21 protein-coding genes, 1 tRNA gene and 1 other RNA gene are annotated in these 20,765 nt (G+C 64.3%); 9 read left to right on the top strand and 14 right to left on the bottom strand.

Features of this window, described 5'->3' with window-relative positions; genetic code table 11:
- Positions 1-144 precede the first annotated feature (144 nt).
- Positions 145-585, bottom strand: an RNA gene (gene rnpB, locus RHODMAR_RS27025) — RNase P RNA component class A.
- 168 nt (positions 586-753) lie between these two features.
- Here rnpB and RHODMAR_RS14040 point away from each other — a divergent pair.
- Both RHODMAR_RS14040 and RHODMAR_RS14035 read left to right on the top strand, forming a co-directional pair.
- Positions 754-1,278 (top strand): DUF1697 domain-containing protein, encoded by a 525-nt coding sequence (locus tag RHODMAR_RS14040; RefSeq protein WP_008715616.1) that lies wholly within the window; start codon positions 754-756, stop codon positions 1,276-1,278.
- Positions 1,275-2,525 carry an ArsB/NhaD family transporter gene (locus tag RHODMAR_RS14035; protein WP_008715614.1) on the top strand — a complete coding sequence of 417 codons (1,251 nt, stop codon included), beginning with the start codon at positions 1,275-1,277 and terminating at the stop codon, positions 2,523-2,525. Before RHODMAR_RS14040 ends, RHODMAR_RS14035 begins: the two co-directional genes overlap by 4 nt.
- A 520-nt stretch (positions 2,526-3,045) precedes the next feature.
- On the opposite strand, the gene RHODMAR_RS14030 is transcribed toward RHODMAR_RS14035, so the two are convergent.
- On the bottom strand, positions 3,046-3,744 hold the full coding sequence (locus tag RHODMAR_RS14030; RefSeq protein ID WP_042939171.1) for an SDR family NAD(P)-dependent oxidoreductase: 699 nt from the start codon (positions 3,742-3,744) through the stop codon (positions 3,046-3,048).
- A 119-nt stretch (positions 3,745-3,863) separates the two neighbouring features.
- Here RHODMAR_RS14030 and RHODMAR_RS14025 point away from each other — a divergent pair, with 119 nt between their 5' ends.
- A complete protein-coding gene (locus RHODMAR_RS14025) occupies positions 3,864-4,721 on the top strand; it encodes a helix-turn-helix domain-containing protein (protein ID WP_081605998.1) in 858 nt (285 codons plus the stop codon).
- 47 nt (positions 4,722-4,768) lie between these two features.
- On the opposite strand, the gene RHODMAR_RS14020 is transcribed toward RHODMAR_RS14025, so the two are convergent.
- The 4 genes from RHODMAR_RS14020 to cobC all read right to left on the bottom strand — a co-directional run bounded on the left by RHODMAR_RS14020 (position 4,769) and on the right by cobC (position 8,916).
- Positions 4,769-5,893 carry a bifunctional RNase H/acid phosphatase gene (locus tag RHODMAR_RS14020; RefSeq protein WP_042939168.1) on the bottom strand — a complete coding sequence of 375 codons (1,125 nt, stop codon included), beginning with the start codon at positions 5,891-5,893 and terminating at the stop codon, positions 4,769-4,771.
- Positions 5,894-5,898: 5 nt separating this feature from the next.
- A complete protein-coding gene (locus tag RHODMAR_RS14015) occupies positions 5,899-6,636 on the bottom strand; it encodes a zinc ribbon domain-containing protein (protein ID WP_008715606.1) in 738 nt (245 codons plus the stop codon).
- A gap of 106 nt (positions 6,637-6,742) precedes the next feature.
- Positions 6,743-7,864 carry a Nif3-like dinuclear metal center hexameric protein gene (locus tag RHODMAR_RS14010; protein WP_008715603.1) on the bottom strand — a complete coding sequence of 374 codons (1,122 nt, stop codon included), beginning with the start codon at positions 7,862-7,864 and terminating at the stop codon, positions 6,743-6,745.
- A 14-nt stretch (positions 7,865-7,878) separates the two neighbouring features.
- Positions 7,879-8,916, bottom strand: a complete 1,038-nt coding sequence (gene cobC, locus RHODMAR_RS14005; RefSeq protein ID WP_042939164.1) for an Rv2231c family pyridoxal phosphate-dependent protein CobC — start codon at positions 8,914-8,916, stop codon at positions 7,879-7,881.
- A 42-nt stretch (positions 8,917-8,958) separates the two neighbouring features.
- Between cobC and RHODMAR_RS14000 the strand changes: the two genes are divergently transcribed.
- Genes RHODMAR_RS14000 through RHODMAR_RS13990 form a run of 3 tightly spaced genes read left to right on the top strand, consistent with a single transcriptional unit; the run spans position 8,959 to position 11,075 of the window.
- Positions 8,959-9,651 carry an HAD-IA family hydrolase gene (locus RHODMAR_RS14000; protein ID WP_008715599.1) on the top strand — a complete coding sequence of 231 codons (693 nt, stop codon included), beginning with the start codon at positions 8,959-8,961 and terminating at the stop codon, positions 9,649-9,651.
- Entirely contained in the window at positions 9,648-10,133 is a 486-nt protein-coding gene (locus RHODMAR_RS13995) for a low molecular weight protein-tyrosine-phosphatase (RefSeq protein WP_008715597.1), read from the top strand. The genes RHODMAR_RS14000 and RHODMAR_RS13995 overlap by 4 nt, the downstream gene beginning before the upstream one ends.
- An 18-nt stretch (positions 10,134-10,151) precedes the next feature.
- Positions 10,152-11,075, top strand: coding sequence for an SURF1 family cytochrome oxidase biogenesis protein (locus RHODMAR_RS13990; RefSeq protein WP_042939158.1), 924 nt, complete (start codon positions 10,152-10,154; stop codon positions 11,073-11,075).
- On the opposite strand, the gene RHODMAR_RS13985 is transcribed toward RHODMAR_RS13990, so the two are convergent.
- The 3 genes from RHODMAR_RS13985 to RHODMAR_RS13980 all read right to left on the bottom strand — a co-directional run bounded on the left by RHODMAR_RS13985 (position 11,016) and on the right by RHODMAR_RS13980 (position 13,244).
- Positions 11,016-11,984, bottom strand: coding sequence for a cobalamin biosynthesis protein (locus tag RHODMAR_RS13985; RefSeq protein WP_008715591.1), 969 nt, complete (start codon positions 11,982-11,984; stop codon positions 11,016-11,018). The genes RHODMAR_RS13990 and RHODMAR_RS13985 overlap by 60 nt on opposite strands.
- Positions 11,985-12,030: 46 nt before the next feature.
- Positions 12,031-12,156: a hypothetical protein gene (locus RHODMAR_RS29415; protein WP_269744627.1), complete on the bottom strand. Its 126-nt coding sequence runs from the start codon at positions 12,154-12,156 to the stop codon at positions 12,031-12,033.
- Between the two features lie 113 nt (positions 12,157-12,269).
- Positions 12,270-13,244: a LysR family transcriptional regulator gene (locus RHODMAR_RS13980; RefSeq protein ID WP_008715588.1), complete on the bottom strand. Its 975-nt coding sequence runs from the start codon at positions 13,242-13,244 to the stop codon at positions 12,270-12,272.
- A 112-nt stretch (positions 13,245-13,356) separates the two neighbouring features.
- On the opposite strand from RHODMAR_RS13980, the gene RHODMAR_RS13975 reads away from it, so the two are divergent.
- Together RHODMAR_RS13975 and RHODMAR_RS13970 are read left to right on the top strand one after the other, a co-directional pair.
- Positions 13,357-14,850, top strand: coding sequence for a CoA-acylating methylmalonate-semialdehyde dehydrogenase (locus RHODMAR_RS13975; RefSeq protein ID WP_008715586.1), 1,494 nt, complete (start codon positions 13,357-13,359; stop codon positions 14,848-14,850).
- Positions 14,851-14,922: 72 nt separating this feature from the next.
- Positions 14,923-16,089 carry an iron-containing alcohol dehydrogenase gene (locus RHODMAR_RS13970; protein ID WP_008715585.1) on the top strand — a complete coding sequence of 389 codons (1,167 nt, stop codon included), beginning with the start codon at positions 14,923-14,925 and terminating at the stop codon, positions 16,087-16,089.
- Here the strand turns inward: RHODMAR_RS13970 and RHODMAR_RS13965 are convergent.
- A complete protein-coding gene (locus tag RHODMAR_RS13965; RefSeq protein ID WP_008715583.1) occupies positions 16,086-17,495 on the bottom strand; it encodes an amino acid permease in 1,410 nt (469 codons plus the stop codon). The genes RHODMAR_RS13970 and RHODMAR_RS13965 overlap by 4 nt on opposite strands.
- A gap of 106 nt (positions 17,496-17,601) precedes the next feature.
- On the opposite strand from RHODMAR_RS13965, the gene RHODMAR_RS13960 reads away from it, so the two are divergent.
- On the top strand, positions 17,602-18,543 hold the full coding sequence (locus tag RHODMAR_RS13960) for an NAD(P)/FAD-dependent oxidoreductase (RefSeq protein ID WP_008715582.1): 942 nt from the start codon (positions 17,602-17,604) through the stop codon (positions 18,541-18,543).
- Positions 18,544-18,555: 12 nt separating this feature from the next.
- Here RHODMAR_RS13960 and RHODMAR_RS13955 read toward each other — a convergent pair whose 3' ends face one another.
- From RHODMAR_RS13955 to RHODMAR_RS13940, 4 genes are all read right to left on the bottom strand, one after another.
- Positions 18,556-19,227 (bottom strand): nitroreductase, encoded by a 672-nt coding sequence (locus RHODMAR_RS13955; RefSeq protein WP_008715578.1) that lies wholly within the window; start codon positions 19,225-19,227, stop codon positions 18,556-18,558.
- 222 nt (positions 19,228-19,449) lie between these two features.
- A tRNA-Val gene (locus RHODMAR_RS13950) sits at positions 19,450-19,524 on the bottom strand.
- Between the two features lie 87 nt (positions 19,525-19,611).
- Entirely contained in the window at positions 19,612-20,073 is a 462-nt protein-coding gene (locus tag RHODMAR_RS13945; protein WP_008715576.1) for a peroxiredoxin, read from the bottom strand.
- Positions 20,074-20,103: 30 nt separating this feature from the next.
- Positions 20,104-20,526 carry a DUF3052 domain-containing protein gene (locus tag RHODMAR_RS13940; protein WP_008715575.1) on the bottom strand — a complete coding sequence of 141 codons (423 nt, stop codon included), beginning with the start codon at positions 20,524-20,526 and terminating at the stop codon, positions 20,104-20,106.
- Positions 20,527-20,765: the final 239 nt, after the last annotated feature.

Raw genomic sequence — 20,765 nt, 5'->3', positions numbered from 1 at the left:
TGCGGTCGAGAGCGTTGGTCTCCTTGCCCTGTACAACCTGCTTGGTGCTGATGTCGTAGTACCAGGAGCTGTCGTCTTCGGTCATGACTTCCAGTGTGCCCCATGGAGCGACAACGCAGGACAACTGCGCGAGAACTGTATGTGCGAACGAGTCGGCCTGTAAGCCGGATCCTGTCCATCTCGCCCGCTTGCGCAGGCTCGAATAGACGACCATCCATCTGGGCACACCGTCGCCGGGTACCTCGAGCAGTCCACCCGCAGGCTCGGGCGAGCAGCCCTCGAGCACCTGCGCAGCTGCACCCCTTGCGCGGTGCAGCCTTCGACCTTGCTCCGGGCGGGGTTTACCTAGCCACCCCAGTCACCTGGGGTGCTGGTGCGCTCTTACCGCACCGTTTCACCCTGACCTGCAGTTCGGTTTCGAGAAACCGATCCGCAGGCGGTCTGTTTTCTGTGGCACTGTCCCGCGAGTCACCTCGGGTTGCCGTTAACAACCGCCCTGCTCTGTGGAGTCCGGACTTTCCTCGGCCCGAAGCGCGACGGAACTGATCCGCCGGTCCTCCGAGCCGCAGCCGTCCGGCCAACTCGTTCGCGGTTGCGTACTCTACCCGGCTCGGGTTGCGGTCTCGGCCGCGGTGACACCGAACGCTGCATTTCGCGCCGAGCGTGGGACTTGGGTAACCCCGACTATGGGTGCGCGATTACCGAGCGTTTACCCCGAACATCAGGCCCAGAGATGGAACTACAGTTCTCGTCATGAGTGAATGGGTCGTGTTGCTGCGCGGCATCAATGTCGGCGGCATCAACATCAAGATGGTCGATCTTCGGGAGGCCCTGCAGGCCTCCGGATTCGGACACGTTCGCACGATACTGGCAACCGGCAATGTCGTGTTGGAATCGCCACTGAGTTCCGACGCACTGAAGTCGACGGTCGAGAGCGTGCTCGCCGAGGCATTCGGATACCAGGCCTGGGTGATCGTGTCGGACGTGGCGACGCTCCACTCGATCGTCGATGCCTATCCGTTCGATGCCGAACGCGAAGGCTGGCACCCCTACGTGGTGTTCGGGAGCAACGACGAGCATCTGACCGAATTATCCGCTCTCGCCACCGAGCTCGATCCCGATCTCGAACGAGTCGCCGAGGGGAACAGCGTCTTGTACTGGGAGGTACGCAAGGGCAGCACCACCGACAGCGTGTTCGGGAAAGCCACGGCGAAGGCCAAGTACAAGGCGACGACCACCACCCGCAATCTGCGGACGCTCGTGAAGGTTCTCGCGTGACCGTTCTCGCCGCGGCCTTGGTCGCAGCGGTTCTCGTCTTCGCCATCGTTCGCCCTCGCGGACTACCAGAGATCGTCGCCGCACTTCCAGCAGCAGTGCTGGTGCTGCTCGTCGGCCTCGCGAGTCTCGACGCCGCGCGCGAGCAGGTGCTCGAACTCGCTCCTACCGTAGTGTTTCTGGCGTTCATCCTGATCCTGGCGCATCTGTCGGATGCCCTCGGTGTGTTCACCTGGATCGCGGCGAAACTACGCCGTGGATCCAAGGGCAGCCCCCGCAGACTGCTGACCCTCGTGTTCGCGGCCGCCGCGTCGACCACGGCGGTGCTCAGTCTCGACGCCACCGTGGTTCTGTTGACACCGGCGATCATCGGCGCGGCTCGGATTCTGGGAATGTCGGCGCGCCCGCACAGTTACGCCACTGCGCACCTGTCCAATTCGGCGTCGACGCTGCTCCCGGTTTCGAATCTGACCAACCTGCTGGCCTTCGCCGCGACGGGCCTGACCTTTCTGCACTTCACCGCCTTGATGGCGCTGCCGTGGATTTTCGCGGTCGCCATCGAGCTGGCGGTGTTCCTGATCTTCTTCCGCAGGGATCTGACCCGCACGGCGACACCACCGGGCAATTCGACCGCACAGTGCGCCGACGACGTACCCGCACCGCGGACCACGCTCGTCATCCTCGGCGTGACACTCGCCGGCTTCGCAGTGGCGGGTCTGTTCGATATCGAACCGTTCTGGGTAGCGGCCGTGGGATCGGTCGCGCTGGCGATCCCGGCACTGCGAGCGCGGCGCACGACGCCCCGCGCCATTCTGCGCGGTGCCGATCTGCCGTTCTGTGGCTTCGTCTTCCTGCTCGGCATCGTCGTTCTCGGGGTGACGACGGGCCCTATCGGCGACTGGCTGACGCGAATCCTGCCGTCCGACACCACCTTCGCGTCACTACTGGCAGCGGCGGCCATCGCGGCGGTGGCGTCGAACATCGTCAACAACCTGCCGGCGACGCTGCTGCTACTGGCCGCGTTCGGCACCGACGCTCCACCGGCGCTGTTGTTGGCCATGGTGATCGGGGTGAATCTCGGCCCCAACCTCACCTATGTCGGGTCGCTGGCAATCATGCTGTGGCGACGCGTCGCATCGGCCAACGACGAGCCGGCAGACCTGCGCACCTTCACCGTTCTGGGCGTCATCACGACGCCGCTGACGATCGTCGGTGCGGTAGCAGGCCTGTGGCTTGCGCTCCAGATCTGACCCTCGCTGTGCGGCTCGTGAATCGAACAGGCGAGTCCCGACAGCCGCCCGGTGAGGCCGTCGTGCCAATTCATTGCGGCGTCGAGATCGTCGTCACTGGTACCGGAGCTTCGATGACGCATCGCCCTCGAGGAAACTTCTCGACGTATCCGTGCGGACTCAGGTCCAGCGTCGTGAGCGTGGCTGCATCCGGATCGACAATCCAACAATGCGTAATCTCCGTCTTCACCCAGCGCGCACCACTGCTCCACAGACAGCAGTTCGGGATGCGCTCTGGCGGCGGTCACTCGGACAGCATTGTTGCGATCGCTGCCGGCACCTCCGACAATGGCCGTGGCTCCGCGACCTTCCTGACTCGAATTTCAGGAGGCCTGTTCCTTGTCCACCACGCTGCCCTCGCACCTACGGCGCTTCCCGCCACGAGTGGGGCCGACGTGAGCGCGCCCGGCCGCTCGTTTGCCCTGCCGCGGTGACGACCGATTGCGGCGAGCCGCGGCACCGTGCCTTGTCGGTAGATGACTCACCAGCGGAGGAGACCCTGACTGTTTCCTACGGTGCCGGTAGGTCCGTCGTCGGCAATCGTGGCGAGTCGGACGATTTCGTCGGTGCCCTGAGCGACGTCGTGTGCACCCTTGCCGGCGTTCAGATCGGTGCGGGTGTACCCGGGGTCGGCAGCATTGACTCGCATCGTCGGGAGAGCGCGCGCGTACTTCACCGTGAGCATGTTGAGTGCGGTCTTGGACGAGGCGTATATCGGCGGCACCACCTGCCAGTCGAAGTAGTCGTGTTCGATGGTGTCCTGAATGGATCCGACACCCGAGGAGATGTTGACTATTCGTGCATGCTTCGAGATCTTCAGCAACGGCACGAATGCGTTGGTCACTCGAATGACACCGAAGACGTTGGTGTCGAAAACATCTCGTGCGTCATCGGCCGATCCCTGTTCGAGCGGAACGAACGCGCCGGTTATGCCGGCGTTGTTGATCAGAACGTCGAGGCGTCCATGGTCCGCACGCACCTGGCACGCAGCAGCGTCGACGCTGCTCTGATCGGTGACGTCCAGTTGGACGAAGGTGACGCCGAGTTCGGCGGCAGCAGCACTACCCAGCTCACGGTTGCGGGCACCGATGACGACGGTGTGGCCGGCACGCTGTAAGCGCCGAGCTGTCTCGTGGCCGATTCCCTTGTTGCCGCCGGTGATCATCGTGATATCGCTCATGACGTCGACGCTAAGGCGCGGCGATCCAATGGAGAAGATGCCGATTGTCGGTAGGTCTGCCGGTACCACCCACGCCTTCATCGAAAAGACGCCCGTGGCCCAGGTGGCACAGTGGTGAGATGACCTTGGAACAGCAGGGACGCCGACCGGCGGGTTTCTCGTCGGTGCTCCGTGGCTGGCGTGACCGCAGCGCACCCGTCCCTTCCGACTCGGCCGCAAGGCCTAGACGATCGTCTGGTCTACGCCGCGAAGAACTCGCCACACTCGCCGGAATCTCGGTGGACTATCTGGTCCAACTGGAGCAGGGGCGCGCGTCGAACCCGTCGGCGGCGGTGGTCGCCGCTCTGGTTCGGGCCTTGGGCCTCGACCTCGCCGATGCCGAAGTGTTGTATCGATCTGCCGGACTCGCGGCACCGTCGTCGGCCGTCGATCGATCGGTACCGGGCAGCGTCGATCGATTGCTGGCTCGAGCCGACAACTGGCCTACTGCGGTGTACGCGGCCGATTGGTGGCTGCTGAGATGGAACGCGGCATGGTCCGCTCTGATGGGCGATCCGATGGACTTGTCCGGACATTCACGCAACCAGGTCTGGTACGAGATGACCGAGGACACTTCGGCAATGTGGATCGACCCCCGACAACGCGAGCAGTATCGGGACGCCCTGGTCGGCGACCTCCGAGTGGCACAGATTTCGCATCCCGACGACGCGGAACTCGACGCCATGGTCAGAGACCTGCGAGCTCGTAGCAACGAATTCTCCGCCCGTTGGCACAGTGCGCGACCGGCCGCCTACCGGGGAGCACGCAAGAACATCGACCATCCCCTGGTGGGGTCGATGGTCCTCGATGGGGACGTGTTCCAGCCTGCCGGCTCCGACGTGCGGGTGATCGTCTACACCGCAGCACCTGGCTCACGAGATGAGTCCAGACTGTTGTCGCTGTTGTCGCCCGGATCCAGTGCACAGAAGCACGACTGAAACCGCGCGGGCACGATCACATCCGAGACCGAAACAGGGGCGTCGATTCAGGCCAGCGACGCCAAGTGCGAGGTGTCGTTCACCAATTTCACCGATGCCCCGCCGTCCGGGTAGAACTCGGCGATGCTCAGCGACGCGAGGTCGAGGTGCAGTCGGTACAGCAGCGACGGGCCGACGTCGAGTGCGAGTTGCAGCAGCATCTTGATCGGGGTGACGTGGGTGACCACCAGAACGGTTTTACCGGCGAACTCGGTGAGCAACTGATCTCGAGTCGCTTCGATACGCAGGCGCACCGCATCGAAGCTCTCACCCTTCGGCGGCGCGACCGACGTGTTCCCGAGCCAGGCCTGATGCTGCTCTGGATATCGCTCTTTCGCCTCGCCGAACGTCAGGCCCTCCCAGTCACCGAAGTCGGTTTCGATGAGACCGTCCACGGTGGTGACGGGCAATCCGAGGCTGCCGGCAGTCGCTGCGGCGGTCTGCTGGGCGCGCGCGAGCGGCGAGGCCACGATGGCATCGATATCGGTGCGCGAGCCCAGAACCGAGGCCGCAGAATGAGCTTGACGCCGTCCCAGTTCGGTCAGATCCGGATTGCCTCGGCCGGAGTATCGCCGGTCGACCGACATGGCGGTCTGCCCGTGACGCAACAGCAGCAGGCGCGTTGGCTCCCCCACCGCACCGGTCCACCCCGGAGACGCCGTCTGCGTCGTGGCGGCAGCGGGTGCAGTCGCGACCGTATCGGTCTTCGGTTCCAGGTCGACGCCCTCGGCCGCGGCGTCCATCGCTTCGTTGGCCAATGCGTCGGCGTGCGAGTTCTTCGCTCGCGGAATCCACTCGTAGGTGACGGAATCGAATCGGCGAGCCAGTTCGGCCGCCTTTCGCTGCAGCGGAATCATGTCGGGGTGCTTGACTTTCCAGCGCCCCGACATCTGCTCGACGACGAGCTTCGAGTCCATCCGAACATCGACCTCGCGGGCACCGACGTCGGCGGCTGCCGTCAGTGCAGCGATCAGGCCGTTGTATTCGGCGACGTTGTTGGTCGCGATACCCAGTGCCGCTCGCCGCTCGGCGAGGACCTCGCTGCGATCGGCAGAGAACACCACTGCTCCGTAGCCGGCCGGCCCCGGGTTTCCACGCGATCCCCCGTCGGCCTCGGCGACGACCCTCGTCACCTGACTCAAATCCCTGATTCCTTGGTGCGCACCAGGATTGCGTTGCACTCGGAGCAACGGATCAAAGCATCGGCCGGCTGGTTCGCGATACTCGCGATCTCGTTGCGATCGAGTTCGATGCGGCATGCCCCACAACGGCGAGCCTGCAGCAGGGCTGCACCGCGGCCGGTGAGCGCTCGCTGCTTCTCGTAGAGCGCCAGCAGGTCCGCGGGCTGCCCGGAAGCCAGGGCATCGCGGCGCTCGGCGCTGCGCTTCTCGGCGGCGTCGAGGTCTGCGACGGCGTCGTCTCGGCGGCGACCGGCATCGACGAGTTCGTCCTCGATCTGAGTCAGCTGCGCACCGGCGTGCTCGTAGTCCCGCTCACTGGCTTCACGCTGCTCCATGACCTCGAGCAATTCCTCCTCGAGGATGCCCTGACGACGCTCGAGGCTGCCGAGTTCGTGCTGCAACTCGGTCATCTGCTTCGGCGCGATGGTGCCGCTCTCGAGCATCTTCTTGTCGCGGGCCTCGCGCTGACGGACCGCGTCGACCTCGCCCTCCAGTTTGCGAATGTCGCGATCGAGGTCGTCCATCGATATCTGCACCGTCACCGCGGCGTCCTTGCGGGTGGTCCGCTCGGTCTCGAGCTTGTCCACCTCCTGCTGCTCGGGGAGGCTCTTGCGGCGGTGGGCGATCTGCGAGAGTTCGGTATCCACACCGGCCAATTCGAGCAGCGAGGCCTGGACTTTGGGATCGACGTTCACGCTTGATGACTCCTGCGACTATGGAAGTTGATTGGAGATCACCCTACCGGCTGCGCGAAAGCGGGCGAGCCGGATCCGCACCACCCGTCGGTCGCGGGGTTCATCGTCACAGTGTCCACGGGTCGGTACGCACCTCGGTGACCTTGCTGCTCCACCCGTCCGTGTCCCCGAACTCCGCGTCGACGATGCTGCGCGCCTGCGCGCACCACGGAAACTCCGAGGCCCAGTGCGCGGTGTCGATCACCGCGGGTCCGCCCGCGCGCAGGTGTTCGTCGACAGGGTGGTGCCGCAGATCCGAGGTGACGTAGACATCGGCGTCGGTGCGCGCTACCGCCGACAGGAACGAGTCTCCTGCTCCCCCGCACATCGCGACCACCGAGATCGTGGAGGTGGGGTCGCCCGCAGCTCGGACGCCCCAGCTGGTGGCCGGCAACGCGTCCCGCACCACGTCGGTGAACTCGGCGAGCGTCATGGGATTCGGCAGGCGTCCGATCCGACCCAAGCCGGTGCACGACGGTAGAGCCGCGGATTCGAAGACGTCGAACGCGGGCTCCTCGTAGGGGTGTGCGTGGCGCAGGGCCGAAAGCATCCGAGCGCGTTCGGCTTTGGGGGCAACCACTTCGACACGATCCTCCGTCACGGTGTGCACCTCACCGCGGACACCGAGAGTCGGGTGGGCACCCGAGCCGGGACGGAACTGGCCCAGACCAGCCGCCTGCCAGCTCGCTTCGCTGTAGTTGCCGATCTGTCCGGCTCCGGCGTCGAACAGGGCCTGCCGCACCGCGGACGAATCGGTGGCCGGCACGAAGACCACCCACTTGTCGTGTGCAGGAGCGTCGATGGGGTCCAGCGGCTTGGTGTCGATCACACCCAGCGCGGACGCGAGTGCGTCGGAGACACCCGGATCAGCAGAATCGGCGTTGGTGTGGGCGGTGAACAGTGCGCAGTCGGCTTTGATGAGGCGATGAATCACCGAGCCCTTGGCGGTGTCGGCGGCGACCGTATCCACTCCCCTGAGCAGCAAGGGGTGATGCGCAACGATCAGGTCCGCACCCCACGCGATGGCATCGTCGACGACGGCCGCCGTGACATCGACGGTGTAGAGAACTTGCTGCACAACAGCTTTCGGATCTCCGCACACCAGTCCCACCGAGTCCCAGCTCTCGGCCAGACGCGGTGGGTACGCGCCGTCGAGAACCTCGATGACATCCGCCAGTGTCACTGCCATGTTCGCTGCTCTCCTCACAGAACGGTGTTCAACGCATCCACCAGTATGTCGACCTGCTGCGAGTCCCGTACCGCGACGCGCACATAGCGGCGGTCCAGCCCCGGGAACGTGTCGCCCCGCCGAATCGCAATACCCATCCTGCGCAAACGTTCTCGTACCAGATCGGCATCGTCGACACGCAGCAGCAGAAACGGTGCCCGGGCCTGGCCGGTGACCTCGAGGCCCAGGTCGGTCAGTCTCGGGATCATCGCGGTTCGTTCGCGATCGATGCGCTCGGATTCGGACCGCGCCTGCCGCACCGCGAACGGTTCTGTGCAGGCGCGGATCGCCTCGAGTTGCAGGCTCCCCAGCGGCCAATGCGCGCGGCCGTGCTGCAATCGCGCGAGAACGTCGGGGTGACCCAGCGCGTAGCCACAACGCAATCCCGCCAACGCCCACGTCTTCGTCAGGCTCCTCAGGACCAGTACGTCGTCGAGGCTCTGCGACGCAGCCGATTCTCCGGCACCGAGCACGGCGTCGGCGAAGGCCTCGTCGATCACCACCGTGCGGCCGGGGCGTCGTAGACGCAGGACCGTCTCGCGTGGGTGCAGTACCGATGTCGGATTGGTCGGGTTGCCGATGATCACCATGTCCGCAGCGTCGGGCACGAGCGTCGGATCGAGCTCGAACGGCGGCGGCAGGATCACTCGGTGGACCGGTACACCGGCCTGCTCCAGCACCCAGTCGGGTTCGGTGAACGACGGATGAATCGTTGCCGCCAAGCGTGGCTCCAGGCGCGGCAGCATCGAAAACCCCTCGGCCCCACCGCTGAGCAAGAGAACCTCGTTCGGGGAACGGCCGTGGTGTGCGGCCACCTGCTCTCGTGCCGCACTCTCGGCCGCGGCGCTCGGGTAGGAACCCAGTGAGCTCAGTGCTGCGGCCAGCCGCTCACGAAGCCATGCGGGCGGGCCGTCGCCCCGCACGTTGACGGCGAAGTCGACGAAACCGGAATCCACCTCTACATCACCATGGTGACGGAGGAGCGCGTCGGGTTCGGCAGCGGTGTCGGACATCGCGACGAGCGTAGCCGCCGCCGTTCCCGATACGCTCGAGACATGTCTGCCGTTCCCCCCGCGTCCGTTGTCCTGTTCGATCTCGATGGGACGTTGACCGATTCCGCACCGGGAATTCACGCCGGTTTTCGCCATGCGTTGGCGTCGGTGCAGGCCCCCGAGCCGACCGAAGAACAGCTGTCGTTGGTTGTCGGGCCACCGTTGATCGACACTCTTCGGGGTCTCGGCCTCGACGAGGATGCGGCGCAGCGCGCACTGGCGGCGTACTTCCAGCGCTACGACGAGCGGGGATGGGCCGAGAACACCGCATTCGAGGGCGTCGAGACTGTGCTGACGCGATTGCGGGATCGAGGCGTACGCCTGGGAGTCGCGACGTCCAAGTCCGAACGCTTCGCGGTTCGGATTCTGGACCACTTCGGTCTGTCGGGGTACTTCGACTTCATCGGTGGTGCCAGCAACGACGGCACCCGACGGGCAAAATCGGATGTCATAGCGCACGCGTTGACCAACCTCGGCATCGAGCCGGTCGAACACGCGGACGGCGGCACCGGTGGGGTGTTGATGATCGGCGATCGTGACCACGACGTGCACGGCGCTGCGCGATTCGGCATTCCGACGGTCTACGTCGAGTGGGGGTATGGAATCGAGGGCGAAAGCGCCGACGCCGCGTTCACCGCATCGAGCATGGACGAGCTGGCCTCGGTGTTGGAGCAGAACACGGTGGCGGCGCAGTGAGCGCTCGAGCCTCGAACCCCGTGCATGTGACATTCGTCTGCACCGGCAACATCTGCCGTTCGCCGATGGCCGAGAAGGTCGTCGCCGCGCATCTTCGTGATGCGGGTCTCGGCGATGCCGTGCGGGTATCGAGCGCGGGAACCGGCGGCTGGCATGTGGGCGACGGCGCAGATCCCCGAACAGTCGCCGAGCTCGAAGCCCACGGCTACGACAGCGAGCACGAGGCGGCGCAGGTCGGGGCGGATCACCTGGCGGCTGATTTGATAGTCGCTCTCGATTCCGGTCACGCACGGGCCCTGCTGAAGCTCGGTGCGCCGGCCGAGCGCGTAGCGCTGCTGCGGTCGTTCGATCCCGACGCCGACGACTCGTCGGTCGCCGACCCGTACTACTCGTCCGATGCCGCATTCACCGAGGTGCGCGAGCAGATCGAAAGTGCCGTGCCTGGTCTGTTGGATTGGGCACGGTCCCGCCTCTCCAGCTGACCCGGCTACCGTGGTGGGGTGGAGAAGTTAGGGTTCTTGCTGCGTCCGAAGTGGTTGGTGCTGGCCGCCGTCGCGCTGGCCTTCGCATTTCTGTGTTTCAGCGTGCTCGCTCCGTGGCAGCTGGGCAAGAACACCACGACGTCTGCACGCAACGATCTGATCACCCGGTCGGTCGACGCAGATCCGGTACCGATCGCCAACGTCCTCACCGCCAACGGTTTTGCGGCCGACGACGAATGGCGTCGGGTCATCGCCACCGGCTCCTACGTCGCCGATTCCGACGCGCTGGTCCGACTGCGCAGTATCCGTGAAAAGCCGGCGTACGAGGTGATCACCTTGTTCGTCATCGACGGCGGGCCCACCGTGCTCGTCAACCGCGGGTACGTGTTGCCGGTGGAGGGAACCAGCGCACCCGATTTCGCGGCTGCACCGTCCGGCGAGGTGACGCTGAACGCGCGTGTGCGCCAAGCCGAGGGCACCTCGCGCGAGCCGATCCGGGAGGACGGCCAACTGCAGGTGTACAACATCAACCCCGAGCAGATCGGCACAGCAGTCGGAGTCGACGCCATCGACGGCTACCTGCAGCTGGACGACAATCAGCCGGGCGGGCTCGGCTTGATCGATCTGCCGCAAACGGATGCGGGTCCGTATCTCTCCTATGGTCTGCAGTGGCTGGCATTCGGCATCATGGCCCCACTCGGCCTGGCGTACTTCGTTCGCGCCGAGTTGAGGGAACGACGCGCATCTCGCGCCGAACTGGCCGACGCGATGTCCGGCGAACCAGAACCGATGCCCGACGACGTGGCCGGTCCTGACGATGAGGACGAGGAAGAGTTCACGCTCCCCACTCGACGCGAGAAGCGGGCCAGAGCGCGGGCGGCGTCACGCCCGACGGTGCCGTCGGACCCTCGTTTGGCAGATCGCTACGGCAAGAATCGCTGACGCGACCGCCGACAGTTCCTGTACCCGGGTCGACAGGCCGACCGCACGACGAAGATCGCGTGCCGTCGGTGCCGGTCCATCGCCGAGGGTCGGCCTGATCTCGATTCCGTGCCGGTACTGAGTCCGGCCTCCCAACTGCAGGCCCAACGCGCCTGCGGCTGCGGCTTCCGCGACACCCGCGTTGGGGCTGGGGTGCTGCGAGGCGTCCCGTCGCCACATCTTCCACGCTTGGCCTGCTGACCCCTGCACCAGCGGCGCTGCCAGTACTGTCGCAAGACCGGTGACACGGGCCGGCACCAGGTTGAGGACGTCGTCTATTCGAGCTGCGGCCCAACCGAAGCGCTGGTATTTCGGAGACCGGTAGCCGACCATCGCGTCGAGCGTGTTGCTCGCGCGGTAGGCCAGAATTCCTGGTGCCCCGGCCAGCGCTCCCCACACCAGCACCCCCACTGTGGCGTCGGAGGTGTTCTCGGCAATGGACTCGAGTGCAGCCCGCGCCAGCCCGTCGGAATCGAGTGAATCCGGATCTCGCCCACACAGCGATGGCAGCAGGGCGCGCGCGCTGTCCAGGTCGTCGCCATCGAGGTGATCCGCCATCTGCCGCCCCACTCGGGACAGCGATGTTCCACCCAGCGCAGCCCACGTGGCGGCTGCGACAAGCGCAGCGTCCGCTGGGCCACCCAGACGAGTTGCCACGCGGCTCGAGCCGATACCGAGAGCAGTGACGGAGCCGATGAGCGTCAACGAATGAACGACACCGAAAACTTTGCTGTCACGGTAGAGAGCTCGTTCGACACGGAGTGCCGTGGTACCGAATCCTGCGACCGGATGCCAGTGTCGAGGGTCTGCGAACACGCGATCGAGGCTGTAGCCGACCAGTAGGCCGATCGCTCGGGGGTGTGTCCACATTCCTCGAATCTTGCCAACTGCACAACCAGGGTCGGACAGCGGTGTGTCAGGCCGTGCGGTAGCGGTATGCGCCGGCCAGCTGACGGCTTCGGAAATCGATGTCGCTGCCATCGTTGAGCAGAGCAATTGCCATGCCTACGAAGCCGACGGCTGCCATTACGAACATTGTCATGATTCCCCCAGAATCTCGTGTGGATCCGCAGTGCGGAACTTGGCTAGCACGATTGTTACCCGTGGGTAGGCCGATTCCCACACTTTTGAGGTCGCCGTCACGTGTGTCCGTCGTCACGAGACGGCCGTCTCATTCGAACGTCCAAAATTCAACGGCCACCGGCGATCTCGCTCTGTGCGGTCCTCCTGTCCGTACTGCTCCACAGGAAACAGATGCTGTCCGTCGGTCACGACCGATCGAAGGAATTCGTCGATGGTCTTCACTCGCGCCAAACCCGTCAGCTCTCTCGGCACCACCGTCCAGTACGTCCTCTCGACGGAGACCACGCCGGGCAGCACCGGAACGAGGGCGTCGTCCGGTTCACCGATATAACCGGGCAACGGCGCAATTCCCACACCGGATCTCGCAGCGATCCACTGCCCGGTGATGTTGTTGGTCTGTATCCGGGCGCGGCCATCGGGAAGGATGGAGTCCAGGATTCGCAGCGGCGCGACGTCGAGCAGAGCGTCGACGTAGGAAATGAGGGTGTGTTCTCTCAGATCTTCGACGCTCCGAATGGGAGGCCTCGCGGCGAGATACGATTCGGTCGCGTAGAGCCCCAGCGAATATGTCGCCAATCTGCGGGTCACCACCAATCTCGGCGACGGCCGTTCCAGTGTGATCGCGATATCGAACTCCCTGGTGGCCAGCGAATTGTGTTCGGTGGCGGTAACCAATTCGATGTCGAGATCCGGGTGCTTGTCTCTGAGCACCCCCAGTTCGGGCGTCAGGACGAAAGCACCGAAGCCGTCCGGCGCCGCGATGCGGACGGTACCGCGCAGAGAACCGGTGTCGGACGTCTGATCCTCGAAGGCAGCGATGAGCGTCGACTCGACAGTTTCCGCGTACCCGACGAGTCGACGGCCCGCCTCGGTCAGGCGCCAACCCGACGGAGTTCTATCGAAAAGACGTTGCCCAGCCGACTTTTCGAGCGCCGTGATGCGCCTGCCGACGGTGGTGTGGTCCACGCCGAGCGTGTGCGACGCGTCGGTCAAACGGCCCGTCCGCGACACTTCGAGGAAGTAGCGAAGGTGGTCTGGATTGAACACTCCCCCAGCCTATCCTCCTGTGCATTTGTGCACGGCAATCTGCGGATTTGACCTTTGACATGTGCATCCATACCAGTGAGACTCGAGACACACCGATGGAAGGGATCGAACGTTGACCGACGTCATTGCGCACTGGATCGATGGGAAGAGATACTCCGGCAAGTCCGACCGGACTTCCCCCGTCACCAACCCCGCCACCGGTGAGATCACCGGCAGCCTCGCACTTGCCGACACCGACGACGCCCGCGCGGTCATCGACGCGGCCGCCGCCGCATTCCCGGCCTGGCGAGACACCTCCCTCGCCAAGCGCACCTCCGTCCTGTTCGCATTCCGAGAGCTGTTGAACGCCAAGAAGAACGAGCTGGCAGAGATCATCACCGCCGAGCACGGAAAGGTGCTGTCCGACGCTCTCGGCGAAATCTCCCGCGGGCAGGAAGTCGTCGAGTTCGCCTGCGGCATAGCCCACCTACTCAAAGGCGGCTACACCGAGAACGCATCGACCGGCGTCGACGCCTACTCCATCCGTCAGCCGCTCGGGCCGGTAGCGATCATCTCCCCCTTCAACTTCCCCGCCATGGTCCCGATGTGGTTCTTCCCCGTCGCCATCGCGGCCGGCAACACCGTCGTCCTCAAGCCCTCCGAGAAAGACCCGAGTGCCAGCATCTGGCTGGCCGAGCTGTGGGCCGAGGCCGGCCTGCCCGACGGTGTGTTCAACGTCCTGCAGGGTGACAAGGTCGCCGTCGACGAACTCCTCGAGAACAAGAAGATCAAATCGGTCTCCTTCGTCGGCTCGACCCCCATCGCCCAGTACGTGTACTCCACCGGCACCGCCAACGGAAAGCGCGTCCAAGCACTCGGCGGGGCCAAGAACCACGCCGTCGTCCTCCCCGACGCCGATCTGGACCTGGCCGCCGACGCCATGGTGAACGCCGGCTTCGGCTCGGCAGGCGAACGATGCATGGCCATCTCCGCCCTCGTTGCCGTCGGAAACATTGCCGACGAAATCGTCGCCAAGATCGCCGAACGCACCACCCCGTTGGTCACCGGCGACGGCACCAGAGGCGCGGACATGGGCCCGCTGGTCACCAAGGCCCACCGAGACAAAGTCGCCTCCTACGTCGATGCAGGCGAAGCCGCCGGAGCCACCCTCGTCGTCGACGGACGTACTGTCGAGCCCAACGGAGGTGCCGCCGGGTTCTGGCTCGGCCCCACCCTCATCGACAACGTCACCCCAGACATGAGCATCTACACCGACGAAATTTTCGGGCCCGTGCTTTCGGTCGTCCGCGTCGACACCTACGACGACGCTCTGCGGTTGATCAACGACAACCCGTACGGCAACGGGACCGCCATCTTCACCAACGATGGCGGTGCGGCCCGGCGCTTCCAGAACGAAGTCGAGGTCGGCATGATCGGCATCAACGTACCGATCCCGGTCCCCATGGCCTACTACAGCTTCGGCGGCTGGAAGAGCAGCCTGTTCGGCGACAGTCATGCCCACGGCACCGAGGGCGTGCAATTCTTCACCCGCGGCAAAGCCGTCACCAGCCGCTGGCTCGACCCCAGCCACGGCGGCATCAACCTCGGCTTCCCTGAGAACAACTAACCCATGTGCACGGAACTTCGTAGCCCACTACGAAGTTCCGTGCACATCAATCGACACCGCTAGGAGCACCCCATGGTTGCCAACATCTCGTTTCCTCGGTTCCTCAAGCTGGGCGGCGGTGCAGTCGAGGAGCTGGGGACTGTTCTGACCGACCTGAATGTCTCGCGGCCGTTGCTGGTCACCGACGCGTTCATGGCGGGAAACGGCTCCGCCGATCGTTTGATGACGATCATGACCGAGGCCGGTAAAACGCCCGCGCTGTTCTCGGGCACCGTCCCGGATCCGACTACGGATTCGCTGGTCGCCGGTCTCGAAGCGGTGCAGCAGCATTCGGCCGATTCGATCATCGGGTTCGGCGGTGGCAGTCCGATGGACACGGCCAAGGCGCTGGCAATTCTCGCGGTGCAGGGCGGCACGATGCGGGACTTCAAGGCTCCCGTGCTCTCCACCGGTCCGGCCCTGCCGATCATCGCCATTCCCACGACCGCCGGGAGCGGTTCGGAGGCAACGCAGTTCACCATCATCACCGATGTGGACTCGGACGAGAAGATGCTGTGCCCCGGCCTGTCCTTTCTGCCGATCGCATCGATCATCGACTTCGAGCTGACAAGGTCGATGCCGGCGCGCCTGACCGCCGATACCGGTGTCGATGCACTGACGCACGCCATCGAGGCGTACGTCAGCAAGAAGGCCAATCCCATTTCCGACGGTTTGGCGCTCAGTGCGATTCGCACGATCGGAACGTCGTTGCTTCGGGCATACCGGGACGGCGACGATCAGCAGGCTCGAGAGGCGATGATGCACGCCTCGACGCAGGCCGGAATGGCGTTCTCCAATGCGAGCGTCTGCTTGGTGCACGGGATGAGTCGGCCGATCGGTGCGCATTTCCATGTGGCACACGGGCTGTCCAACGCGATGTTGTTGCCCGCCGTCACCGCGTTCTCGATCGTGGGGGCGCAGGCGCGTTACGCCGACTGCGCCCGTGCGCTCGGTGCGGCGTCGGAGAGCGATTCGGATCAGGTTGCGGGCGGTAAGTTGCAGGACGCGATCGTCACCCTGTGCCGTGAGGTCGAAGTTCCGACGCCGGAGACCTTCGGTATCGACAAGACGACGTGGGACGGCCTGTTGCCGCTGATGGCAGAGCAGGCCCTCGCCTCGGGCAGCCCGGGCAACAATCCCGTCGTGCCGACAGCCGAGCAGATCGTCGATCTGTATCAGCAGGTGTACGCGGGTAGCTAGTCGGAATCACCGGATGCGCGGGCGGCAACAGTGTCGCGCCGCGCATTTCGGCGTTGTACCAGGATTCCGCCGACCACCGTGACCGCCGCCAGCACGGCCGACAGTGCAATGGCAGACCGCTGCTCCGGACGCACCACCATCATCACCAACACGAAGACGATGAAGCCGATGGCCAGGTAGGTCAACCACGGGTACAGCCACATCAGCACGGCGGGGCGTTCGCCGTCTCGGTCGAGTTGACGCCGCAGCACCAGTTGGCTGCTGGCAATGGCGAGGTAGACGAACAGCGCCACGGCACCCGTGGTCGCGAGCAGGTAGGTGAAGAGCTTCTCGGGCAGGATGTAGTTGCCGATGACGGCGAGGAACCCGAGCACCATCGACGCGATCACCGCAACCCACGGCACTCCGTTCGAGGTGATCTTCTTGACTGCGCGCGGCGCATCGCCACGATCGCCGAGCGAGTACAGCATGCGCGACGCCGTGTAGAGAGCCGAATTCAGGCACGACGCGACGGCGGTCAGGATGACGATGTCCATGATCGTCTCGGCGTGCGGAATCCCCATCTTCGACAGCACGTACTGATAAGAACCGGTCGTGGGGTCCAGTTCGTTCCAGGGCACCAGCGCGACGATGATGAAGATCGATCCGAAGTAGAAGATCGAGATTCTCCAGATCACCGAGTTCGTCGCGCGGGTGATTCCTTTCGCAGGATCCTTGGATTCGGCCGCGGCGATCGTGACGATCTCCGCGCCCATGAACGAGAACATCGTCGTGAGCATCGCCGCGATGACGGCTCCGAAGCCGAGTGGCATGAAGCCGCCGGAGGCCCAGAGTTGATCCACACCACTGACTTCGGAGTTCGGCAGCCATCCCATGATGGCCGCGATGCCGAGGCCGATGAAGGCGACGATGGCCACCACTTTCACCAGCGCGAACCAGAACTCGAACTCACCGTAGTTGCCGACACTGATCAGATTGGTCGCGGTGAGTGCAACAACGATGATCAGCGCCCACATCCACTGGGCTCCGCCCAGCCAGTTGGTGAGAATGGCTGCCGCGGCGGTGGCCTCGACGGGGATGACCAGCACCCAGAACCACCAGTAGAGCCATCCCACCGAGAATCCGGCCCAATGGCCCAGTGCTCGTGTGGCATACGTGGAGAACGATCCGGTGTCCGGGTTGGCTGTCGCCATCTCTCCCAGCATGCGCATCACCAGGATCACCAAAATTCCGGCGAGGAGGTACGCGATCAGTACCGCCGGGCCCGCGGTGGCGATGGCGTTGGCAGAGCCGACGAACAGCCCTGCCCCGATGACGCCGGCTATCGAGATCATCGTCACGTGCCGTGGCTTGAGGCTGGTGCCGAGTCCTTGTTCACCGGTTTCCGGCTTGTCCGTGATTGACATCGTTGTAGTCGATCACACAGTAGACGCCGTCGCCGTCGTTGACCGAAATGTCCAGACGACCAGTGATACAGAACTTTCGGCGCGCAAATCCCGGCATACTGGACCTATGAACTCCGATGCGGACTCCACTATCGAGCCGGTCACCATCGTCGGTGCCGGTATAGCCGGCGCAGCGTGTGCCCGGGTTTTCCACGAGGCGAACGTGCCGTTCCGCATCGTCGACAGAGGACGTGCTCCCGGTGGGCGGATGTCCTCCCCCGAGTTGCACGGACGTCGCGTCGATCTCGGTGCCGGCTATTTCACTGTTCGAGATCAAGATTTCACGACGGTCGTGGCCGACTGGGAGTCGAAAGGCCTTGCGCGGCAGTGGGCCAACACGTTCGGCATCCTCAAGCCCGAGACGGCGCCGTGCACCACAACCGGCCCGGTCCGCTGGGCCACCCCGAACGGGCTTCGCTCATTGGTACGAAACATGTTGGACGGCTTCGAGATCGAAGATTCCACCGAGCTGACCGAATTGCCCGACGGCCACGTCGTCGTGGCGATGCCCGATCCGCAGGCGACGCGACTGACTTCGGTTCCCGACGCCGTCGACTACGACGCGGTCATCGCGGTGGCATGCGGGTTCGACGGGTTGGACATCCCTTTCCGAGATGCGGCCTTCGTCAACGATCATCCCGATATCGACTTCGTCGTCGACGACGGTGCCCGACGCGGTGACGGTGCACCCGTTCTGGTGGTGCACACCACGTCCGAGCGAGCACGGCAGCATCTCGACGATCCGGACGGCGCAATTGCACCGGTTCTCGACGCTCTGCGCGAGTTGTCCGTGATCACAACGCAGCCTGCATGGACGCACGCCCATCGCTGGACCTTCGCAAAGCCTGCAGCGCAACACGATTCCAACTTCGCCCTCGACGAGCGCGACGGGCGTTTCGTCGGGTTGGCAGGCGACCAGTGGTGTGACGCCGGTGTGCCCAGGGTGGAGAGCGCATGGCGTTCGGGGACGGACCTGGGCACAGCACTCGTGCAGCGCCTCTCGCTCTGAGAACCGTATAGATCAGCTGACGAACCTCACCGTTTCGTCGAGCGGCGCTCGGTTGGTGCGGAATCCGTTGATCGGGTGTGTCTCGTCGGGGTAGCCGAAAGAAATTCCGGCGACCACTCGCCGGTCGTCCGGAATGTCGAACCACTCGTGCATGAACGGTGAATAGGCAGCGAGTGCGGCCTGTGCAATCGCACCGAGTCCGAGACTTTGAGCAGCGAGCAAGAAGGTCTGCAGATACAACCCGCAATCGACTGCGCCATACACGCCCAGATCGGCGTCGGTGGTGATAATAGCTGCGTGCGGGGCATCGAACAGCTCATAGTTGCGGATGAACTGACGCGTCGTGGCCTCGGTGTCGGACTTGACCACCCCGATGCTCTCGTACAGAGAGCCACCGCATTCGCGTCGCCGCGCACGGTGCAGAGCGTTGTAGTTGGCGGGGAACGGAAAGTCCGGTTGCGGGACGCCGGACGCCACGTGCTCCACGAGCGCGTCGGAGAACTTACGGGTGGCGTCGCCTTCGGTGATGATCACCTGCCAGGACTGGGTGTTGGACCACGACGGTGTTCGGCGGGCAGCAGACAGTAGCTGTTCGAGTACCTCGCGCGAGACCTGCTTCGGCAGAAACTGCCGACACGAATACCTCTCGTCGAGCAGTTCTGTCAGTGCGTCGTACCGGGTCACATCGTCCGCCTCACGTCATCGATGTCGAAGTCCGACCGAACGTAGCACTCACGCGTCTGCTCGACGGATAGCAGTCGGCTGTCCGGCCGAGTCACAGAACAGGTACACATCGCACCAAGATTTTGGCGGGCACAGTGACACAATATCGTGGGCAAGAGTGGCCGGCAGCACAGTACTGACACGCGCCGAAAGAGTTTTCATTCGATTCGACAATCGTTGTAGTGGTGGGCGCAGAGGGGTTCGAACCCCCGACCGCTGGTGTGTAAAACCAGAGCTCTACCGCTGAGCTATACGCCCGAGTACCGGTGGCCTGGGTACAACCCCGGGCCACCGGAACGCTTGGAGAAATTTATCTTGTCTCGTCTCTAACTACAATTCCGCAGGTCAGGACACTTGCGACAGTGCCTCGGCCCATGACGAACTGTCACGTGCCTCGCCGGGTCCGTTCATTTCGGCGAATCTGATGATTCCGGATTTGTCGACCACGAACGTGCCGCGATTGGCGAAGCCGGCATCGTCGTTGAACACGCCGTAAGCCTGGGCTACTTCACCGTGTGGCCAGAAGTCGGACAGCAGCGGAAAGGTGTAGCCCTGTTCTGCCGCCCAGATCTTGTGGGTCGGAGGTGGGCCCACCGAGATCGCCAACACCGCGGTGTCGTCGTTCTCGAAGGTCGGCAACTCGTCGCGTACCTTGCACAGCTCGCCCTGGCACGTGCCGGTGAAGGCCAGTGGATAGAACACGAGCAGAACGTTTTTCACGTCCCGGTACGACGACAGCGTGACCAGTTGGTTGTTCTGGTCTTTGAGGGTGAAGTCGGGCGCGATCGCGCCAACCTCGATCGGCATCTAGAACCGTCTTCCTGTGTCGAGCACGGCCTACCGCTTGGTGGTAGGGGTCTTGGGTTGGACCAGGCGACTTCCGATCCAGTCACCGAGGTTTGCCGCAGAGGTCTGCGTCAATCCTGCGGTCGGAGCGGATTCGGCGATCTCGCTGGGCTCCACATGACCGGACATGCCGGTCTTGGGGCTGAGGACCCACACGATGCCGTCGTCCGAGAGCGGACCGATGGCATCCATGAGTGCATCGACCAGGTCACCGTCTCCGTCGCGCCACCACAGCAGCACAACGTCGATCACCTCGTCGGAATCCTCGTCGAGGGTCTCCCCACCGATCGCATCTTCTACGTCGGCGCGCAGATCATCGTCGGTGTCCTCGTCCCAGCCCAGCTCTTGAACGACAGTGTCGCGAGTGATGCCAAGTTTCTGAGCGTAGTTCTGAGCGTCCGCCGCGGCGACCACGGTGGTGACCTCCTTGAATTGTGGGTGCAGTAGTCAAAGCGAACAGGGTCGAAGCCATTCGCGCAAGCTGACCGCGCCGAAATTGCGTACATAAATTTCTACTGGTGGGTATTGGACCTCTGTACTACCAGAACCCACGAGATGCGGCAGGATTGGGGAGGAATCACGAGAACGAGGAAAGTAGACCGCCGTCACAGGGGCGGGCCTACCGGGATTGGGCGCCACACCGAGCGTCCTCC

It is taken from the genome of Rhodococcus sp. AW25M09 (assembly GCF_000333955.1).
In the GTDB taxonomy this organism is placed as follows: domain Bacteria; phylum Actinomycetota; class Actinomycetes; order Mycobacteriales; family Mycobacteriaceae; genus Rhodococcoides.
This window is presented reverse-complemented; position numbering and strand designations above follow the sequence as displayed.